15 protein-coding genes are annotated in these 16584 nt (G+C 66.0%); 9 read left to right on the top strand and 6 right to left on the bottom strand.

The features are described 5' to 3' along the window. Window positions 1-91: 91 nt before the first annotated feature. Entirely contained in the window at window positions 92-2284 is a 2193-nt protein-coding gene (locus AC1DKV_RS12355; RefSeq protein WP_441611806.1) for a TonB-dependent receptor family protein, read from the top strand. A 180-nt stretch (window positions 2285-2464) separates the two neighbouring features. Here the strand turns inward: AC1DKV_RS12355 and AC1DKV_RS12350 are convergent, their stop codons facing one another. From AC1DKV_RS12350 to AC1DKV_RS12340, 3 genes are all read right to left on the bottom strand, one after another. Continuing rightward, the gene (locus tag AC1DKV_RS12350; protein ID WP_441611805.1) at window positions 2465-4039 is read right to left on the bottom strand and encodes a peptide chain release factor 3; all 1575 of its coding nucleotides are present in this window, start codon (window positions 4037-4039) and stop codon (window positions 2465-2467) included. Window positions 4040-4173: 134 nt separating this feature from the next. Continuing rightward, window positions 4174-5160 carry a YihY/virulence factor BrkB family protein gene (locus tag AC1DKV_RS12345; protein WP_441611804.1) on the bottom strand — a complete coding sequence of 329 codons (987 nt, stop codon included), beginning with the start codon at window positions 5158-5160 and terminating at the stop codon, window positions 4174-4176. A 43-nt stretch (window positions 5161-5203) separates the two neighbouring features. Continuing rightward, window positions 5204-5368 carry a DUF1328 domain-containing protein gene (locus AC1DKV_RS12340; RefSeq protein WP_441611803.1) on the bottom strand — a complete coding sequence of 55 codons (165 nt, stop codon included), beginning with the start codon at window positions 5366-5368 and terminating at the stop codon, window positions 5204-5206. 198 nt (window positions 5369-5566) lie between these two features. Between AC1DKV_RS12340 and AC1DKV_RS12335 the strand changes: the two genes are divergently transcribed. The 7 genes from AC1DKV_RS12335 (at window position 5567) to AC1DKV_RS12305 (ending at window position 11108) form a co-directional block, all read left to right on the top strand. Then, a complete protein-coding gene (locus AC1DKV_RS12335) occupies window positions 5567-5716 on the top strand; it encodes a hypothetical protein (protein ID WP_441611802.1) in 150 nt (49 codons plus the stop codon). Between the two features lie 682 nt (window positions 5717-6398). Then, window positions 6399-6719, top strand: coding sequence for a hypothetical protein (locus tag AC1DKV_RS12330; protein WP_441611801.1), 321 nt, complete (start codon window positions 6399-6401; stop codon window positions 6717-6719). Next, window positions 6716-7303: a hypothetical protein gene (locus AC1DKV_RS12325; protein WP_441611800.1), complete on the top strand. Its 588-nt coding sequence runs from the start codon at window positions 6716-6718 to the stop codon at window positions 7301-7303. The genes AC1DKV_RS12330 and AC1DKV_RS12325 overlap by 4 nt, the downstream gene beginning before the upstream one ends. An 18-nt stretch (window positions 7304-7321) precedes the next feature. Further along, a complete protein-coding gene (locus AC1DKV_RS12320) occupies window positions 7322-8125 on the top strand; it encodes a hypothetical protein (protein WP_441611799.1) in 804 nt (267 codons plus the stop codon). 104 nt (window positions 8126-8229) lie between these two features. Continuing rightward, the gene (locus AC1DKV_RS12315) at window positions 8230-8922 is read left to right on the top strand and encodes a C39 family peptidase (protein ID WP_441643111.1); all 693 of its coding nucleotides are present in this window, start codon (window positions 8230-8232) and stop codon (window positions 8920-8922) included. 1 nt (window position 8923) lies between these two features. After that, window positions 8924-9706, top strand: a complete 783-nt coding sequence (locus AC1DKV_RS12310) for a hypothetical protein (RefSeq protein WP_477137614.1) — start codon at window positions 8924-8926, stop codon at window positions 9704-9706. A 61-nt stretch (window positions 9707-9767) separates the two neighbouring features. Beyond that, the gene (locus AC1DKV_RS12305) at window positions 9768-11108 is read left to right on the top strand and encodes a transporter (protein ID WP_441611796.1); all 1341 of its coding nucleotides are present in this window, start codon (window positions 9768-9770) and stop codon (window positions 11106-11108) included. A gap of 67 nt (window positions 11109-11175) precedes the next feature. Here AC1DKV_RS12305 and AC1DKV_RS12300 read toward each other — a convergent pair whose 3' ends face one another. From AC1DKV_RS12300 to AC1DKV_RS12290, 3 genes are all read right to left on the bottom strand, one after another. Next, window positions 11176-12546 carry a sigma 54-interacting transcriptional regulator gene (locus tag AC1DKV_RS12300; protein ID WP_441611795.1) on the bottom strand — a complete coding sequence of 457 codons (1371 nt, stop codon included), beginning with the start codon at window positions 12544-12546 and terminating at the stop codon, window positions 11176-11178. Between the two features lie 125 nt (window positions 12547-12671). Then, window positions 12672-13112, bottom strand: coding sequence for a hypothetical protein (locus AC1DKV_RS12295; RefSeq protein WP_441611794.1), 441 nt, complete (start codon window positions 13110-13112; stop codon window positions 12672-12674). 638 nt (window positions 13113-13750) lie between these two features. Next, window positions 13751-15100, bottom strand: a complete 1350-nt coding sequence (locus tag AC1DKV_RS12290) for an NCS2 family permease (protein ID WP_441611793.1) — start codon at window positions 15098-15100, stop codon at window positions 13751-13753. Window positions 15101-15479: 379 nt separating this feature from the next. On the opposite strand from AC1DKV_RS12290, the gene AC1DKV_RS12285 reads away from it, so the two are divergent. After that, entirely contained in the window at window positions 15480-15683 is a 204-nt protein-coding gene (locus tag AC1DKV_RS12285) for a cold-shock protein (protein ID WP_017228340.1), read from the top strand. Window positions 15684-16584: the final 901 nt, after the last annotated feature.

Raw genomic sequence — 16584 nt, 5'->3', positions numbered from 1 at the left:
ATTCCGATAATGATTCGTATTTATAATTCGAGCCCTCGATACGGTACGGGCAAACCCTAGTTCCCGCCCGCGCATTCCAGGAAGTCCACCCTTGCAGCCCACCATCCGACTCACGGGTGCCGCCCTTGGCGCCGCCCTGCTTTGCCTCTCTTTGTCCACACGCGCAGCCGACGCCACACCTGCGCAGGCCGCCGCCGCACCGGCGGCAGACGCGGCCGGCGCACCCGCCTCCCAGGGCGAGAAAACGCTCGGCGCCGTCACCGTGGTGGGCAACTGGCTGGAAAATCCCAGCGAGACCAAGGTGCTGGAGCACCCCGGCGCCCGCACCATCGTCGAGCGCGAGACCTTCGCCCAAAGCGGCGCCAGCAATGTGCGCGACGTGCTGCGCCAGATCCCGGGCGTGCAGGTGCAGGAGAGCAACGGCACCGGCGGCAGCGATATATCGCTGAACGTGGGCGTGCGCGGCCTGGCCTCGCGCCTGTCGCCGCGCTCGACCATCCTGATGGACGGCATCCCGCTGGCGGTGGCGCCCTACGGCCAGCCGCAGCTGTCGATGGCGCCGGTGGCGCTGGGCAACCTGGACGCGGTCGACGTGGTGCGCGGCGCAGGCTCCGTGCGCTATGGCCCGCAGAACGTGGGCGGCATCATCAACTTCGTGACGCGCGCGATCCCGAAGACGTTCGCCGCGGATGCCTCGGTCGAAACCGACATCTACTCCCATGGCGGCAGCGTCAAGACCACCCCGAGCGCATTCATCGGCGGCACCGCTGAAAACGGCCTGGGCGGCGCGCTGCTGTACTCCGGCGTGCATGGCAACGGCTTCCGCGAGAGCAACGACCACGTCAGCATCGACGACCTGATCCTCAAGGGTTCCTACCGCATCACGCCGGCCGACGAGCTGAGCGCCGCCTTCTACTACTACGAGGGCAACGCCGGCATGCCCGGCGGCCTGACGTCGGCGCAGTACGCGGCCAACCCGTTCCAGTCGGTGCGCCCCTTCGACAACTTCAGCGGCCGCCGCAACGATTTCTCGTTCAAGTACGCGCACAACGACAAGGACCGCAAGTTCGAAGTGCTGACGTACTACACGGACAGCTTCCGCGGCAGCAACATCGAGCAACAGGGCACGGGCGCCCAGGCCAGCCAGCGCCGCCTGACCGCCGCGCCGCGCAACTACCACACGTTCGCGATCGAGCCGCGCTACTCGCAGCTGTTCCGCACCGGCGACGTCAGCAACGAAGTCAGCGTGGGCTACCGCTACCTGCGCGAGGCCAGCGACGAACAGGCAAGCCGCACGAGCTTCTACACGCCGGGCTCGGTGAACGCGCCGGACCTGGCCTCGCCGGTCTACCAGTGGCGCACCGGCGGCACCACCGCCAATGCGGTCTACATCGACGACACCATCAACATCGGCAACTGGACCATCACGCCGGGCCTGCGCTACGAGTTCATTCGCTCGAACCTGACCGACCGCTTCACCAACGTGCGCACCGATGTCTCGTCCAACGAGCCGCTGCCCTCGCTGGCCGTGATGTACCACGTGAGCGACAACTGGACGCTGTTCGCCAACGCGGGCGTGTCGTTCGGCCCGCTGCAGTACTTCCAGATCGCCTCGACCACCAACGGCCTGACGCCGGAGAAGGCCAAGACCTATGAGGTCGGCACGCACTTCAACGCCAACGGCTGGGGCGGCGAGCTGACGCTGTTCAACATCGACTTCGACGACGAACTGCAGCTGCGCGGCGGCACCGGCGGCGCGCCGGACGCGTGGACCAACCTCGGCGCGACCACGCACCGCGGCGTCGAATCGTCACTGCGCTACGACTTCGGCACGCTGTCGAAGACCCTGATCGGCCTGTCGGCGTACGCCACCTACACGTTCACCGACGCGACCTACAACCAGGGCAATTTCGCCGGCCGCGACCTGCCGTTCTACTCGCGCCACGTGGCGACGCTGGGCATGCGATACCTGCGCAACCGCTGGATGCTCAACGTGGACACCTTCGCGCAGTCCAAGCAGCGTTCGCCGGGCGACCCGAGCACGTCGGCCACTTACCAGACCGCCGAGAGCGCCAATGGCGCGCTGGGCGATATCCCGGGCTACGCGCTGGTGAACATGCGCCTGGGCTATGACTTCGGCAAGGCGGCGCAGAACCTGAAGATCGCCGTGGGCGTGAAGAACCTGTTCGACCGCCGCTACTTCACCCGCTCGACCGACAACAACGCGGGCAAGTACGTGGGCATGCCGCGCACGTTCTACATCCAGGCTTCGCTGGCTTACTAAGCCGGCATCCCGCAGCAAGAAAACGGCGCCCCGGGGCGCCGTTTTCGCTTCCAGTCCCGCGCGCAGGCACCGATCGGCGTCAGCACGCTCACGCGGCTGGTGCCGTTCGCGCTGGCGGGCGTGTATGCGGATGCAGGCCTGGCGGCGGGGCGCAGCGTGACGCTGCGAAGCCCGCGGGGCTCAGACGATCTCGCGCGTTTCCTTGAACTCGACCTTGGGAAAGCGCTCCTGCGTCAGGCGCAGGTTCACCATGCTCGGCGCGAGATAGACGTGATCGCCGGCGCCATCCAGCGCGACGTTGTGGCCGGCCTTCTCGATCAGCTTCTCGATCTCGGCCGGATCGCCCTTGAGCCAGCGCGCCGTGGCGCATTCATGCGATTCGAAGATCGCGTCCACGCCGTATTCGTGCTCCAGGCGGTGCGCCACCACGTCGAACTGCAGAATACCCACGGCACCCAGCACCAGGTCGTTGGAAGCAATGGGACGGAACATCTGCGTGGCGCCTTCCTCGGCCAGCTGCTGCAGGCCCTTCTGCAGCTGCTTGACCTTGAGCGGGTTGTTCAGGCGCGCGCGGCGGAAGAATTCCGGTGCAAACGACGGGATGCCCGTGAACTTGAGCGCCTCGCCTTCGGTGAACACGTCACCCAGGCGGATGGTGCCGTGGTTGGGCACGCCGATGATGTCGCCGGAGTAGGCTTCCTCGGTGGTGTTGCGGTCCTGCGCCATGAAGGTGATGGCGTTGTTGATGGCCACGGTCTTGCCGGTGGACACGTGCAGCAGTTTCATGCCGCGCTCGAAGCGTCCCGAGCACACGCGCACGAAGGCGATGCGGTCGCGGTGGCGCGGGTCCATATTGGCCTGGATCTTGAACACGAAGCCGGTGAACTTGGTTTCGTCCGGCTCCACCACGCGCGTCTCGGTGTTGCGCGCCTGCGGCGGCGGCGCGAGTTCGCACAGCGCGTCGAGCAGGGACTGCACGCCGAAATTATTGATGGCCGAGCCGAAGTAGACCGGGGTCTGCTTGCCGCAGAGGAAGGCGTCCTTGTCGAAGGCGTGCGAAGCACCGCGCACGAGTTCGATCTCGATGCGCAGCTCTTCCGCCTGGCTGCCCAGCACGCGGTCCAGCTCGGGGTTGTCCAGCCCGTCGACCATGGCGGAGGTACCCTTCTCGCCGTGCGGGTCGAACAGCTGCACGCGGTCATCGATCAGGTGGTACACGCCGCGGAAGGACTTGCCCATGCCGATCGGCCATGTCATCGGCGCGCACTGCATCTTCAGCACGTCCTCGATCTCGTCGAGCAACTCGATGGGCGAGCGGCCTTCGCGGTCGAGCTTGTTGATGAAGGTGATGATCGGCGTGTCGCGCAGGCGGCAGACGTTGAGCAGCTTGATGGTCTGCGCTTCCACGCCGTTGACGGAATCGATCACCATCACCGCGGAGTCCACCGCGGTCAGCGTGCGGTAGGTGTCTTCGGAGAAGTCTTCGTGGCCCGGGGTGTCGAGCAGGTTGACGATGTTCTCGCGGTACGGGAACTGCATCACCGAGGAGGTCACCGAGATGCCGCGCTGCTTTTCCAGCTCCATCCAGTCGGAAGTGGCGTGGCGATCCGCCTTGCGCGCGCGCACTTCGCCGGCGACCTGGATGGCGCCGCCGAACCACAGCAGTTTTTCGGTCAGGGTCGTCTTACCCGCGTCAGGGTGCGAAATGATGGCAAAGGTGCGACGACGCGCAATTTCGGATACGAGCGAGCTCACGGCAGTGGATTCGGCAAACAGAAGATGGAAGGGGCCCGGGGCGCAGCGGACCGGCGCCAGGGGCCGGCGGGACCATCAGCTTGCGGTCGGGCGCCGGGCACTGCGGGCATGCACGAAGGGAATCGGGCGGTATTTTACCGGTTCGCGGGGCCAGCGGCGTGCTGATCGGGTGGCGAGGCGGCGTTTTGCCCCCGCAAGCTGCCGAACTGCAGGGCGTACTGGCGCGTAAGCTCGGCCCCGAAGAAGAAAATTTGCGCCGAGTAGTACACCCATAACATCAGCGCCACCACCGAACCGGCAGCACCGTAGGAGGTCGCCACCGCGCTGTTGCCGAGATAGAGGCCGATCAGCCGCTTTCCCATCGAGAACAGCAGCGCAGTGATGATCGCGCCCATGATCACGTCGCGCCAGGCGATGCGCGCATTGGGCAGCATCTTGAAGATGACCGCGAACAGCAGGGTGACCACGGCGAAGGAAAACGCGGTGGAGAGCACGTCGGCCACCGGCGCGAACCACGACTGTGTCCACATCTGCCCCCAGAAGCGTTCCACCACGGCCAGCGCGGCGTTGACGATCAGCGATACCAGCAGCATGAAGGCAAGCACCAGCACCAGGCTGAACGACAACAGCCGCGCGCGCAGCAATTGCTGCCAGCCCGCGCCTTGCGGCACCGGCGCGGCCCAGATCTCGTCCAGGCTGCCCTTGAGCTCGGCGAAGGCGCTGGTGGCGCCGACGAACAGGATGCCGGTGGCGATGGCAGTGGCCAGGCCGCTGCCACCGGCCCGGTGCGTGGCCGCCAGGATCTGCTGGATGGCGGCCGCGCCCTGCGCGCCGACGAGGTCGTCGATCTGGGCGAAGATCTCGCCACGCGCGGCTTCCGCGCCAAAGAAGATGCCGGCGATGGAAATCACCAGCACCAGGATCGGTGCCATCGAGAACAGCATATAGAACGAGAGCGCCGCGCCTTTGCTGGCGGCGCGATGGGCCAGCCACGAGCGGATCGCGGCCAGCACCACGCTGGCGGTACGCGCGGCGGTGTGGCGGTCCGGCAACCAGTGGCCCGGGCGGGGCCTGGGGGTCTTCGGGTCCAGGGGGCGGCGAGGGGTGTCGGCGGGATTCACGCTGGGGTCCGGAGGTTTGGCGGCGAAAGCTGCACGAGCACGGCTAGCGCTCCTTGCGCAGGCCCCAGATGAGCGAGACCATGAACAGCACGAGGAAGACGATGAACAAGAGCTTGGCGACCTGGGCCGCTCCGGCGGAGACGCCGCCAAAGCCGAACAGCGCGGCGACCACGGCGATCACGAAGAAGAGCGCGGCATAGCGCAACATGATGAGACTCCAGTGAGGCTCTCCCGTTCTTGTTATGCGTCCGAAAGTCCATGATACAGCCGCCTGCGCGCTTTGCCCAAGCCGCGGGCGGGCGGCCAGAGGCTAGACTGGAAGGCGGGCGGCTCGCCGTCGCGCAGGCCGCCGTCCGCCCAGTCTTCCTCCAGCACCGAGGCTGTTTCCCTGTCACAAGGAGGCACCATGAACCGGATCACCACGCGCTGGCTTGGCATCGCTGTCCTGCTGGCGTTCGGCCTGCTCGCCGCCACGGGCTGCGAGCGCAGCCAGCCAGGCCCGAAGCCGATCTCCAGCGAAGCGGCCGCCCAGGCCGGCACCTTGCCGGCACGCTAGGCGGGCCGCACGGCCCGCGCTCCGGCGCATTGCGCGGCGCCTTGATACACCAGCGATTGCGCCCGCCTTCGTGCGTCCGCGCCACGTCCTGCGCCACTTCCTGCGCCCCACTGCAAGCGCGCGGCGTACCCGTTTCTGCGTGAACGTTGCGGCCGCGGTCAGACCAGTTGGCCATGGAATGGCCTGTTACAACGCTGCAACCAAAGCCGGGCGGCCTTCCGGGCCACGCCATGGCAGGCCCGGCGCCTGATGCAGCAAAGCCGTGCAGCCGCTGGCGGGCAGCGCCCGCCAGCCACGGCCGCAAACGCGCGTTTCAGCGCTGCAACCAAAATGTTCCCGCCTCCGCGGGGAACTTCCGCGCGTGGCCGTATACCACCCGAGAGCCGGCGCCAGTGCTGGTTTTGCGGGGATTGGCACGCTTGTCGCTCTCTCACCGGCAGGGAGACATAAAAAAATGACGCGACGAGTCCTACAACGCGGGAGTGAGTTCTGCCATGCGTCAGCCGCCTGCACGAATGACGGCACGAAGGCGCTCTTATCGGCTGGCGCGACCTGCGCCATCGGTCTTGCAGCTTTTGTCGCCGCCTTTGCTCCCATCTGCGCGCTTGCAGAACCAGGCGATATCGTCGTACTGCGCAGCGTCGAGCCGCGCATTGCCTATCGCGGCATACCGTCGGGGGACATGCCGATAGCTGCCGCTGTCGAGCCGTTTCCGTCCAAACGCTTCGAACAATCCGCCGCCGCCGTGGTGAGCGACCTGACCGACAGCGATCTCGCTGCCGCGGTGGGTCGCAGCACCGCCGGCCGCGCCGTGCCTGGCGCCGGCCAGGCCGTGGCCGGCCTGCTCGCCGGCCAGCCAGGCCAGTTGCAGGGCCTGGCCACGGGCAGCGGCACGGCAGGCGCCACGGGCGGTATCGCGGGACAAGTGGCGCAGGCTACCGGAAACATGAGCGGCGCCTTGTTGCGCGGACTGGCGCCGCTTGCTGCAGGAGCCCATCCATGACACGGGCTCCGGTCATCGTCTGCGCCGCGCTGGCGCTGGGTTGCGCGCAGGGCCATGCGCAGGTCCCGGGCGTGGACAGCGCCGGCATCGATCCGGGCGCGCTTGCCGGTGCGAGCGGGCGCGCCGCCGTCAACGTGGCCGCCGGCATCGGCAATGCGCAGACCAACCAGGCCGCGATCGGCACCGGTGCCGCGGAAGTGCTGTCGGTGCAGCGCGCCGCCGCGGTTGCACCCGCGGCCGGTGCCGTCAGCCGCATCGGCAACGGCGCCTTCGCCAGCGGCAGCGGGCTGCTCTCGGCAAACGTGGCCAGCGGCAACGGCAATCTGCAGGGCAATGCGGCGGTACTGGCACCGTCCGCCGCGGTAAGGATCGAGGCCATCTCGGACGGCTTGCTGGCCGCCGAATCGGCCGGAGGGAGTCGCCCGGGTTCAGCGGGCCACGCCTCAGGACCCCGCGAGGCAGTCATCCAGCCGGATGCCTACCGCAACGCGACGGGCCTGGTGCAGCTGAACCAGACGGCCGGATCGGGGAATGTCTCATCCAACGTATTTGTGCTCCGTCCCCCGGCGGGCACTTTTTTCTAAAAAGGGAAGGAGAAAATCATGAAAACGAAAATCCTCGCCATCGCAGCGATGATGGCGCTGTCTACCAGCGCATTTGCAGGTGGATTCAGCTATTTCGATCGCCCCGACGACGCCGACATCTTCAACCAGACTGCCATCAGCAACGACATCTATGTGCGCGGCTTCGGCTTTGCCTGGGGGGATATCAAGTTCAAGTCCGAGTCGGGCGCGGTGGTCAACAGCCAGCAAAGCGCCCGTGACAACAACGTGCGCATGGGCTCGTCCAGCAACACCGCGTTCGGCGGCGGCAACGCGCTCTTCAACGCGCAGGGCAATATCGGCGTGAACATTGCCGCCGGCGCGGGTAACGGCCAGTCCAACCAGGCTGCGCTGGCGAGCATCGATGCATCGGATGTGTTCGCCTCCGCGCAGGTGTTCTCCAGCCAGAAGACCGCCGGCAATGGCGTGCATATGGTCGGCGCGGCCAACAGCGCCACCATGGCGGACAATATGCTCGCCGGGGCCAAGGGCAATGTCGGCGTGAATATCGCTGCCGGCGCCGGCAACCTGCAGAGCAACGCGCTGGCGGCCTCGGTCAATACCGGCAGCGGCTACACCGGCCGGGGCGGGCAACCGGTCGGCGTGCTGGCCAAGGCGACCGCGTCGAACGACCAGGCCACCTACGGCAACGATCTGTCGATGTGCGGCTGCAAGCCGAACAATGCCGCCAACCTCGCCGGCGGCGCCCTGGCCAACGCAGTGGGCAATATCGGCGTCAATATCGCTGCCGGCGCGGGCAACGCGCAGAGCAACGGGCTCGCCATCTCCACGGCGACGCGCTGAGTGGAGCAGTACGCCGCAAGGCACCGCGGTACGCAGTAAAAAGCAGTGGAGGGAGAGCCGGGCACGGGGGGGACCGGCTCATCCAGCCCGAGGGAGGTAGCAAGATGCGCGCGTTATTTCGCGTGGCCGGGGCATGCCTGTTGCTGTCGGCGGCGTTCGGCGCCAGCGGGCAGAGCACGATGACCATCAACCTCGATGGCCAGCCGATGCTCAGGAAGCCGGTCAAGAGCATGCTGGAAATGCGCTATCAGAACATGATGCGCCAGCAGCTCGACTTCAGTTGCGGCGCGGCGGCGGTAGGCACGCTGTTGCGCTACGGTTACGGCCTCGACCTGGCCGAGCCGAAGATCGTGGAAGACATGCTGCGCATCTCGGATGCCGATACCGTCGTCAAAAACGGTTTCTCCATGCTCGACATGCGCAACTACGTGGAGACGCTGGGGCTGCGCGGACGGGGCTTCCGCGTGGACTACAGCGCGCTGCGGCAACTCAAGATCCCGGTCATCACCTTGCTCGACGTCAACGGCTACCTGCACTTCGTGGTGGTACGCAGGGCGATCGACGGACGCGTGTTCGTTGCCGATCCGGCGCTTGGCAACCGCATCATCAAGGAAGAAGATTTCGCGGCCAACTGGAACGGGCTGGTGTTCGCCATCGTCGGCCGGCCGTTCGATCCGAACTCGCCGCTGCTGGACTTCGCCGCGCCGGCCCTGCGCGACCGGACCAACGCCGCCCTGGCCGGGGGGATGGTGCCGGCGGCGCTGGATTTCGGCCTGATCCGGATGGATTACTTCTGACATGGACACCGCGCTGCGCCTCTTCTGCCTGACTTGCTCCGCCGGCATGGCGATGGCCGCGGCGCCGACGCGCGCGGCTTCGGCCGCCGACGACGTCGGCGACATCGTCGGCGCGCCGGTGATGGCCGAGCTGGTGTCCGACGAGGAACTGGCGGGCGTGCGCGGCAAATACCTCGGGGCCAGCCTGGTCAGCGGCTTCATGGTGGAGATGGTGTCGCGCTGGCAGAACGACAACGCGGTCGCCACGGCAACTGCGCGCGTGGCGGCGGCCAACCTGGCGGCGGGCGCGGCCGTGGCGCAGGCCAGCGCGAGCCTGTCGGCACGCGTGCAAAGCCTGGCGGGCGGCACGGTGCAAGGCAATGGCGGCGTGGCCAGCTCCGCGGTGCAGGCGGCGGGGGTCGGGCAGGTGACGCAGATCGCGGGCGATGGCAATTCGGTCAGCAACGTCAGCACCATCACCACGCAGACCACGCCCATCGTCGCGCAGTCGCCTGCGGCTGGCAACGGTACCCTGCCGCAGCAGGCGCAGGCCAACGGCATGACGGCCAGCGCCACGGTCAACCCTGGCGGCGGGATATCGGTGGCGATCCAGTCGGCGGCGGGGAGCGCCACCCAGAACGCGCAAAGCGGCAGCCTGATGCAGACCGCGCGCATCACGGGCGACGCGCAACAGGTGCTCAACCTCACCAATATCACGCTGCAGGTGCAGCAATTGACGATCTGGCAACTGACGCAATCCAGCATGCGCGACGCACTAGCGGCAATCGCATCGATGCGACGATAATCGCTGCATGCCTAGGGCTGGCGCACCCGCTTCACGCGCATTCAGATTTCCGGGGGGAAAGATGAAGACCGAATTCGCTGTGCTGGGTACCGTCGCGGGTACCCTGCTCTCCGCGGCTGCGTACGCGCAGGTTGGCGCCCGGCAGCCGAGCGCGGACGAGCGGATCGAACGACTGACAGAACTGGTCGAGAAACAGGAACAGACCATCAAGGCTCTCGAGCAGCGCCTGAACGACCTGGAAATGGTCGGGGCGCGCGGGCGAGGGGTAGCGGGGGGAACGGGGAGCAGTGCCGACGGGAACGCCAGCAGCGCCATGGCCGCTGCCGGTGTTCCCTCCTTGGCACAGGAGGCGACTCCATCCACGTCCGCGGGCGGCACCGCAATCGGCGCAAGCGGCACGAGCGCGCAGGTGGTGGGCTCCGATGCGCGCGAGACGCAGCAGCAGGCGCGCGTACAAAGCAAGGACCTGGTCTACCAGACCGAGCATGCGCCTTTGTTCGAGCGGCGCCTGACCATCGACAGCGGTTTCGTCTACAGCTATTACGACCGGCGAGCGCTGTCGCTGTCAGGCTTTCTCGCGCTCGATGCGATCTTCCTCGGCACCATCAACCTGAACCAGACCAAGTCGCACACGCTCACCTACGACACCATCGCGCGCTACGGCCTGACCGACCGCCTGTCGATGGATTTCGACGTGCCGGTGACCTACCGCAGTACCAACTTCATCTCGGGCGGCGCGGGGGGCTCGGCCTCGAGCCTGTCGGACGCCACGCTCAGCACCACCGCGCTGGCCGACGTCAGCATGGGCGTGTACTACCAGTTCCTGCGCGAGAGCGGCGCGGCGCCGGACGTGGTGGGCAGCGTGCGCGTGCGCGCGCCAACCGGGCGCACACCGTTCGGCATCAAGCTGGTGTCGGCCGACCGGAACAACAACAACCTCAATATCGCCGACCAGTTGCCCACGGGCAACGGCGTGTGGGCGGTCACCGCCGGCCTGTCGGTGCTCAAGACCTACGACCCGGTGGTGCTGTTCGCCAATGCGAGCTACACCTACAACATCAAGCGCTCGGTGAGCGATATCTCGTCGGTGCAGGGCCAGGTCACGCCGGCCGACGTGAAGCTGGGCGACACCATCGGCTTCGGCGGCGGCCTGGCGCTCGCGCTCAACGACCGCACGTCGATGTCGCTGGCGTTCAATGCGGCCTTCTCGGGCAGCACGCAGGTCACCACGTCGGGCGTGACGCAGACCGTGATCGGCAGCCGCGCCAATGTGGCGACGATGACGTTCGGCTTCAACCACGTCATCACCAAGGGCCTGTCGGTCAGCACCGCGTTCGGCATCGGCCTGACGCCGGACGCGCCGAACTACACGGTGTCGCTGCGCTTTCCCTATACGTTCTAGGGGGTGCCGGGGAGCGGATAAGAAAAGCGGGCCGCAGCCCGCTTTTTTCAATGCCGCCTGACGAGCGCTATTCGCCTGCTCCCGGGCGCGCCTCGATGCGGATATTGTGCTTGTGCATCAGCCGGTAGAGCGTGACCCGCGACACGTTGAGCTCGCGCGCGGCCGGTACCACGTGGAAGCCGTGACTGGCCATCACGGTGCGGATCGCCTCGCGCTCGGCTTCCTCGCGGATGGCATCCAGCGTCTTGCGCGGGGCATCCGTGCCGCCGTGCAGCTGCAGGTCTTCCGCGGTGATCTTGCGGTTGTCCGTCATCACGATGGCGCGTCGCACCCGGTTGATCAGCTCGCGCACATTGCCCGGCCATTCGTACTGCATCATCGCCTGCGTGGAACATGGCGAGAAGCCACGGATACGCCGGTGCGCCTCGTGTCCATGCTCGGCGAGCACGGCGTTGGCCAGCAGCAGGATGTCCTCGCCGCGCTCGCGCAGGGGCGGGATCGACAAGGTCAGCACGCATAGCCGGTGGAACAGGTCGGAACGGAAGCGTCCGTCCGACTGCGCGGCGACCAGGTCCACGTGCGTGGCCGAGATGATGCGCAGGTCCAACGGAATCGACTGGTGGCCCCCGAGCCGGGTGATGGTGCCTTGCTGAAGGAAGCGCAGCAGGGCAACCTGGCTTTCCAGCGGGAGGTCGCCGATCTCATCGAGAAACAGCGTGCCGCCCTGGGCCTGCTCGATCCAGCCGATCTTGCGCTGGTTGGCGCCAGTGAAGGCGCCTTTCTCGTAGCCGAACAGCTCGGATTGCACGAGGTGCGGCGGGATCGCGCCGCAGTTGATCGCCACGAACGGGCCCTTGCGCCGGCTCGACGCCTCGTGCACGGCTTGCGCGGCGAGCTCCTTGCCGGTGCCCGATTCGCCCGAGATAAAGACGGGCGCCTCGTTGTGCGCCACCTTGGCCAGCGAGCGGAACATGGCGCGCATGGCCGCGCACTCGCCGATCATCGGGCCGTGGCCGATCAGTTCGTGGCTGCGCGCGCCGTGCAGGCAGGCCATGCCGTGGGCGTGCTTGAGGGTGTAAAGCAGTTCGCTGAACGAGAACGGCGTGCGCACATAATCGACGCAGTAATCGCGGATCAGCCGGCGCACGCGCTCGTCTTCGAGCATGCGCGACGAGGTGATCGCCACCCACATCACGTGCAGGTACTGCAGGCTTTGCTCGAGCTGCGCCAGCTCGGCATCGCTGTACTCGTTCTCGAGGTCGAGCACGCCTGCCATCGGCGCGCTGCCTCGTACCACGCGGCTCAGGTCGCGGATCTGCTGGATATGGCGAATCTCCCAGCCAGACCCGAACTGGGCCGGATCGAATCCATAGGGTTCGTGGCGCGACACGACCAGCACCTGTGCGGTGCGTGTCGCCACCTTGCACAGTCGGTCCATAGCGTTCTCCCTGCCGTTGAGCATCTTGATGATTCCGGCTTGCACCGCGGCCTCGCTTCGATGCGGGCCATGGGTGCGGTCGAGCTGAGCCGGTTGGGGGGCTTCCCCCATGCGCAACGTCGGCATTACGGCTTGGACAGACTGCGGGACTGCTCACCGAGAATGGCGGCATGCTCGCCACCGGCCTGGAGCTGATCGCGGATGCGTCGGCGCACCAGGTCTTTCTCGCGCAGCAATTCGCTGCGGGGCGCGTCGGGAGACTGGCCGGAGTATCGGTAGTAGAGCGTCTTGTAGGTGAGCTGGCTGAGAATCCATTCCTGCAGCAGGCTGCGCTGGCGCGAAAGTTCACCTTCGAGCGAGCGCTGGCGTTGCAGCAGTTGTTCGATCGCTGCGCGAGCATGTGCCGGCAGCATGCGGTCCTGGCTCAGGAAGTCTTCGACGACGCTGGCGGCCGGATTGGCGTCTCCGGTGCTACGGTGTCGGCGTGGCGTCTCGGCTGCGGCTTCTCCCAAAGCCGTCCAGGCGCGATGAATGGAAAGGCTGGCGGACTCGCTGATGGTTCCCATGGCGGGTCGCCGGATTTCTCCTGCATTCATGATGTGATCCCCGTTGAACAACACCCCCGGCACTACACGTTCGCGATTACCACTTATCGTTGATGTTCTTATTTGCTTTCTTGTGGGGCGGGCGTGTATCCGCGCGCTCCCTTCCGTGGTGGCGAAGCCATCTGGACGATGGTCTGGTCGGTCAGTCCTTGGCCGTTCTGCGGGCGTGGGACTTTTGTTTCCGTCGTTATGTCTGGTGTTGCTTTGCGCCAGCCGGCGCAAACTCCGGAACGCCGGAGTCAAGAAGGGGCGCCCTCGAAGCGCCCCGCAATTTGCCACGCCTCTAGTTCAGTGCATTTAGGTCAGTTTGTCCAGCCCTCAGTATGGGGGCTCAACCCAATATCATCCTTTAGTATGAGCACCTTGCTACACACGACTTGGCATTGCAGGTAATTATCCACTTACATCGTACGCAGAAACGGGTACGCGCTTCCGTTTCCTGACGAACACGGGCGGGGTTGGCCAGGCCCGCAGAAACGGGTACGGTCGCCGCGCCCGGGGCCACGGCGGCACGCGCGCGAAGCGACGCAGAAACGGGTACGCACGGGCTCGTGCGCGGAGCGCCGTGCCCGCGGCTGGCGGGCACGGCAGCCACGGGATCAGTGGCCGGGAAGGTAGTAGAACTTGAAGACGAACACGGCCGCGATGATCCATACCATGACCGGAACGCGCCTGGCCTGGCCCGTCAGCAGCTTGAGCCCGGCATAGGTGATGAAGCCAAACGCCACGCCGTTGGCAACGGAGTAGGTAAAGGGCATGCCCAGCGCGGTCAGCACGGCCGGCACGACTTCGGTGGCGTCGGTCCAGTCGAGATCCACCAGCTCGCGCAGCATCAGGCAGGAGACATAAAGCAGCGCGGGCGCGGTCGCGTAGCCGGGCACGGTGCCGGCGAGCGGCGCGATGAACAGGCAGGCGAGGAACAGCACCGCCACGGTCACCGCCGTCAGTCCGGTGCGGCCGCCGGCCTGGACGCCCGAGGCGCTCTCGATATAGGCCGTGGTGGACGAGGTGCCCAGGAACGAGCCGGCCATGATGGCCGTGCTGTCGGCCATCAGCGCCTTGTTCAGACGGTCCATCTTGCCGGCCTTGAGCAGGCCGGCGCGATTGGCCACGCCCATCAGTGTCCCGGTGGCATCGAACAGCTCGACCAGGAAGAACACCAATACCACGTTGATGATGCCGATCGAGAGCGCGGCGGGAATATCCAGCTTGAGCAGGGTCGGGGCGATGGAAGGCGGCGCGGAAAATACGCCATGGAAGGTGTTGTCGCCCGCCACGAAGCTGAGGATGGTCGTCAGCAGGATACCGATCAGGATGGCGCCTTTGACCTTGAGGTGATCGAGCGCGACGATGGCGAAGAAGCCGACGATGGCCAGGATGGCGGGAGTCTGGTGAAGATCTCCGATGGTGACCAGGGTGGCGGGGCTGGCCGTGACGATGCCGGCGTTCTTCAGCGCCACGATGGCAAGGAAGAGCCCGATGCCCGCGGTAATGGCGATGCGGATCGAATGCGGGATGCCGTTGACGATCAGCTCGCGCACACGGAACAGGGTCACCAGCAGGAACAGACAGCCGGAGATGAATACCGCGCCAAGCGCGGCCTCCCACGGAAAACCCATGCCCTTGACCACGGTGTAGGCAAAGTAGGCATTCAGCCCCATCCCCGGCGCCATGGCGATCGGATAGTTGGCGTAGAAGCCCATGATCAGGGTGCCGATCGCCGCCGCCACGCAGGTGGCCACGAACACCGCGTCCTTCGGCATGCCGGCGTCACTGAGGATGCTCGGGTTGACGAAGATGATATAGGCCATCGTCAGGAAGGTCGTCAGGCCGGCAAGCAACTCGGTGCGCACGTCGGTCTGATGCTCGCTCAGCTTGAACACGCGCTCGACGAGCGAAGGGCCGGCAGACGCCGCCGGGGGATTGCGCAAGGGATCCTGCGTTGGCATGGAGGTTCCTCTTATTCTGTTGTGATGCGTATGTTTCAAAGGGGTTCGCGCCCCGGCGGGCCCAGCCCGGGCCGGGCGTAATGTCTTACAGATTCTCCCCTGCGGCAGAGCCGGTGGAGAATGTGTGGCATACGAAATATGTGATGATCCCGCGATGCTTGGCGGTGGATCCGGACAGACATCCAGAATCACCCTACCTTGACGCTGGCGCTAATCCACCGTATAAACCCCGCTAGATTCAAGCGACGAGGCAACAGCACATTCGTTAGCCACCGTCATGGTACTTCCGTTGTCCATGGTGTCCTTTCCTTGAGTTGCTTTGCTGGATATGCGTGAGCTATCCGTTTCTTTTTAAATTTTTGTCAGGAAAAGCAATACCATGCAAACCGGTATCGTTAAATGGTTCAACGACGCCAAGGGCTTCGGTTTCATCAAGCCGGACGCAGGCGGTGACGATCTCTTCGCGCACTTCTCTGAAATCCGCGCCGACGGTTTCAAGTCGCTGCAGGAAAACCAACGCGTGTCGTTCGAAGTCAAGAACGGCCCGAAGGGCCTGCAAGCTGCGAACATCACGCCGCTGTAAGCAGTAAGACTGGCACCCCTCCTGGGGTGCGCCCAGTCAAGAAAACCCCGCCTCTCGAGGCGGGGTTTTTTTTTCGTCCTGCCGGGGCCCGCAAGCGGACGGTGGCGACATGCCCGCGGCCTGCGCCCCGTCGACCCGCCTCGCTACGCCCGAAAGCAGCCGCACCGCTTGTCCAGCCACGCCTGAGCCCTTAGCCACCGGAAGACACGCCGGGCCCGCAGAAATGGGTACGCACAGGCCAGGCGAGCCATGTCTTCGGCGAGATGACAAGCGCGCAGAAACGGGTACGCTTTGGCCGCACCGGCCGGGCCACGCACGCCCGGGCTTCGGGCGCAGCGCCTTTTGAACGTCCGCAGAAACGGGTACGCTGAGCTTGAAATCGACACGCAGCCAGGGCCTGGACTGAGCCGTCCAGGCCCTGGTTCGCTCCACACCGCAGCCATATTGCAGCGCAGAAACGGGTACGCTTTGCTCTGCCTGGCGCGCACCGAATACGCCTGCGGCCTCCTGACCGCATCCAAGATCGCCCTGCTGATGTATTGGTGCAACGCAGAAACGGGTACGCCTCACGCAATTCCCCGCCAGCTGGGCGCCTGGCCCGTACGCAGAAACGGGTACGCTGCCGCCCGTTTTCGGGCGAATTTACCGCTCGCATCGACCCCGCGAGCCATCCTCAAGCCTGATGGCCGGCCGCACGGCTGGCCGGTTTCCTGTCGCGACAACGAATCCCCTGCTCCACGCAGAATCGGGTACGCCCCGCTAAGCGCGTAGTCCGGCGCCCGCCTCGCAGAAACGGGTACGCCACTCGCTTGTATATCCCTGATCGCTGACCACCCCTCATCACCAGCATCTCCAGCGTCCCGCAGAAACGGGTACGCCGACGTATACCCTTTGGCAGCCT

This window comes from Cupriavidus sp. 05T41 (assembly GCF_056396525.1).
Note: the sequence above shows the minus strand (reverse complement) of the source record. Positions and strands in the feature narration are given on the sequence as shown.

What these genes read in the sequence shown, in the direction of transcription:
- AC1DKV_RS12310 (WP_477137614.1), top strand. Translation starts at nt 8,924, where the DNA reads ATGGACACCGCGCTGCGCCTCTTCTGCCTGACTTGCTCCGCCGGCATG.
- AC1DKV_RS12315 (WP_441643111.1), top strand. Translation starts at nt 8,230, where the DNA reads ATGCGCGCGTTATTTCGCGTGGCCGGGGCATGCCTGTTGCTGTCGGCG.
- AC1DKV_RS12305 (WP_441611796.1), top strand. Translation starts at nt 9,768, where the DNA reads ATGAAGACCGAATTCGCTGTGCTGGGTACCGTCGCGGGTACCCTGCTC.
- AC1DKV_RS12335 (WP_441611802.1), top strand. Translation starts at nt 5,567, where the DNA reads ATGAACCGGATCACCACGCGCTGGCTTGGCATCGCTGTCCTGCTGGCG.
- AC1DKV_RS12320 (WP_441611799.1), top strand. Translation starts at nt 7,322, where the DNA reads ATGAAAACGAAAATCCTCGCCATCGCAGCGATGATGGCGCTGTCTACC.
- AC1DKV_RS12300 (WP_441611795.1), bottom strand. Translation starts at nt 12,546, where the DNA reads ATGGACCGACTGTGCAAGGTGGCGACACGCACCGCACAGGTGCTGGTC.
- AC1DKV_RS12325 (WP_441611800.1), top strand. Translation starts at nt 6,716, where the DNA reads ATGACACGGGCTCCGGTCATCGTCTGCGCCGCGCTGGCGCTGGGTTGC.
- AC1DKV_RS12330 (WP_441611801.1), top strand. Translation starts at nt 6,399, where the DNA reads ATGCCGATAGCTGCCGCTGTCGAGCCGTTTCCGTCCAAACGCTTCGAA.
- AC1DKV_RS12340 (WP_441611803.1), bottom strand. Translation starts at nt 5,368, where the DNA reads ATGTTGCGCTATGCCGCGCTCTTCTTCGTGATCGCCGTGGTCGCCGCG.
- AC1DKV_RS12295 (WP_441611794.1), bottom strand. Translation starts at nt 13,112, where the DNA reads ATGGGAACCATCAGCGAGTCCGCCAGCCTTTCCATTCATCGCGCCTGG.
- AC1DKV_RS12290 (WP_441611793.1), bottom strand. Translation starts at nt 15,100, where the DNA reads ATGCCAACGCAGGATCCCTTGCGCAATCCCCCGGCGGCGTCTGCCGGC.
- AC1DKV_RS12285 (WP_017228340.1), top strand. Translation starts at nt 15,480, where the DNA reads ATGCAAACCGGTATCGTTAAATGGTTCAACGACGCCAAGGGCTTCGGT.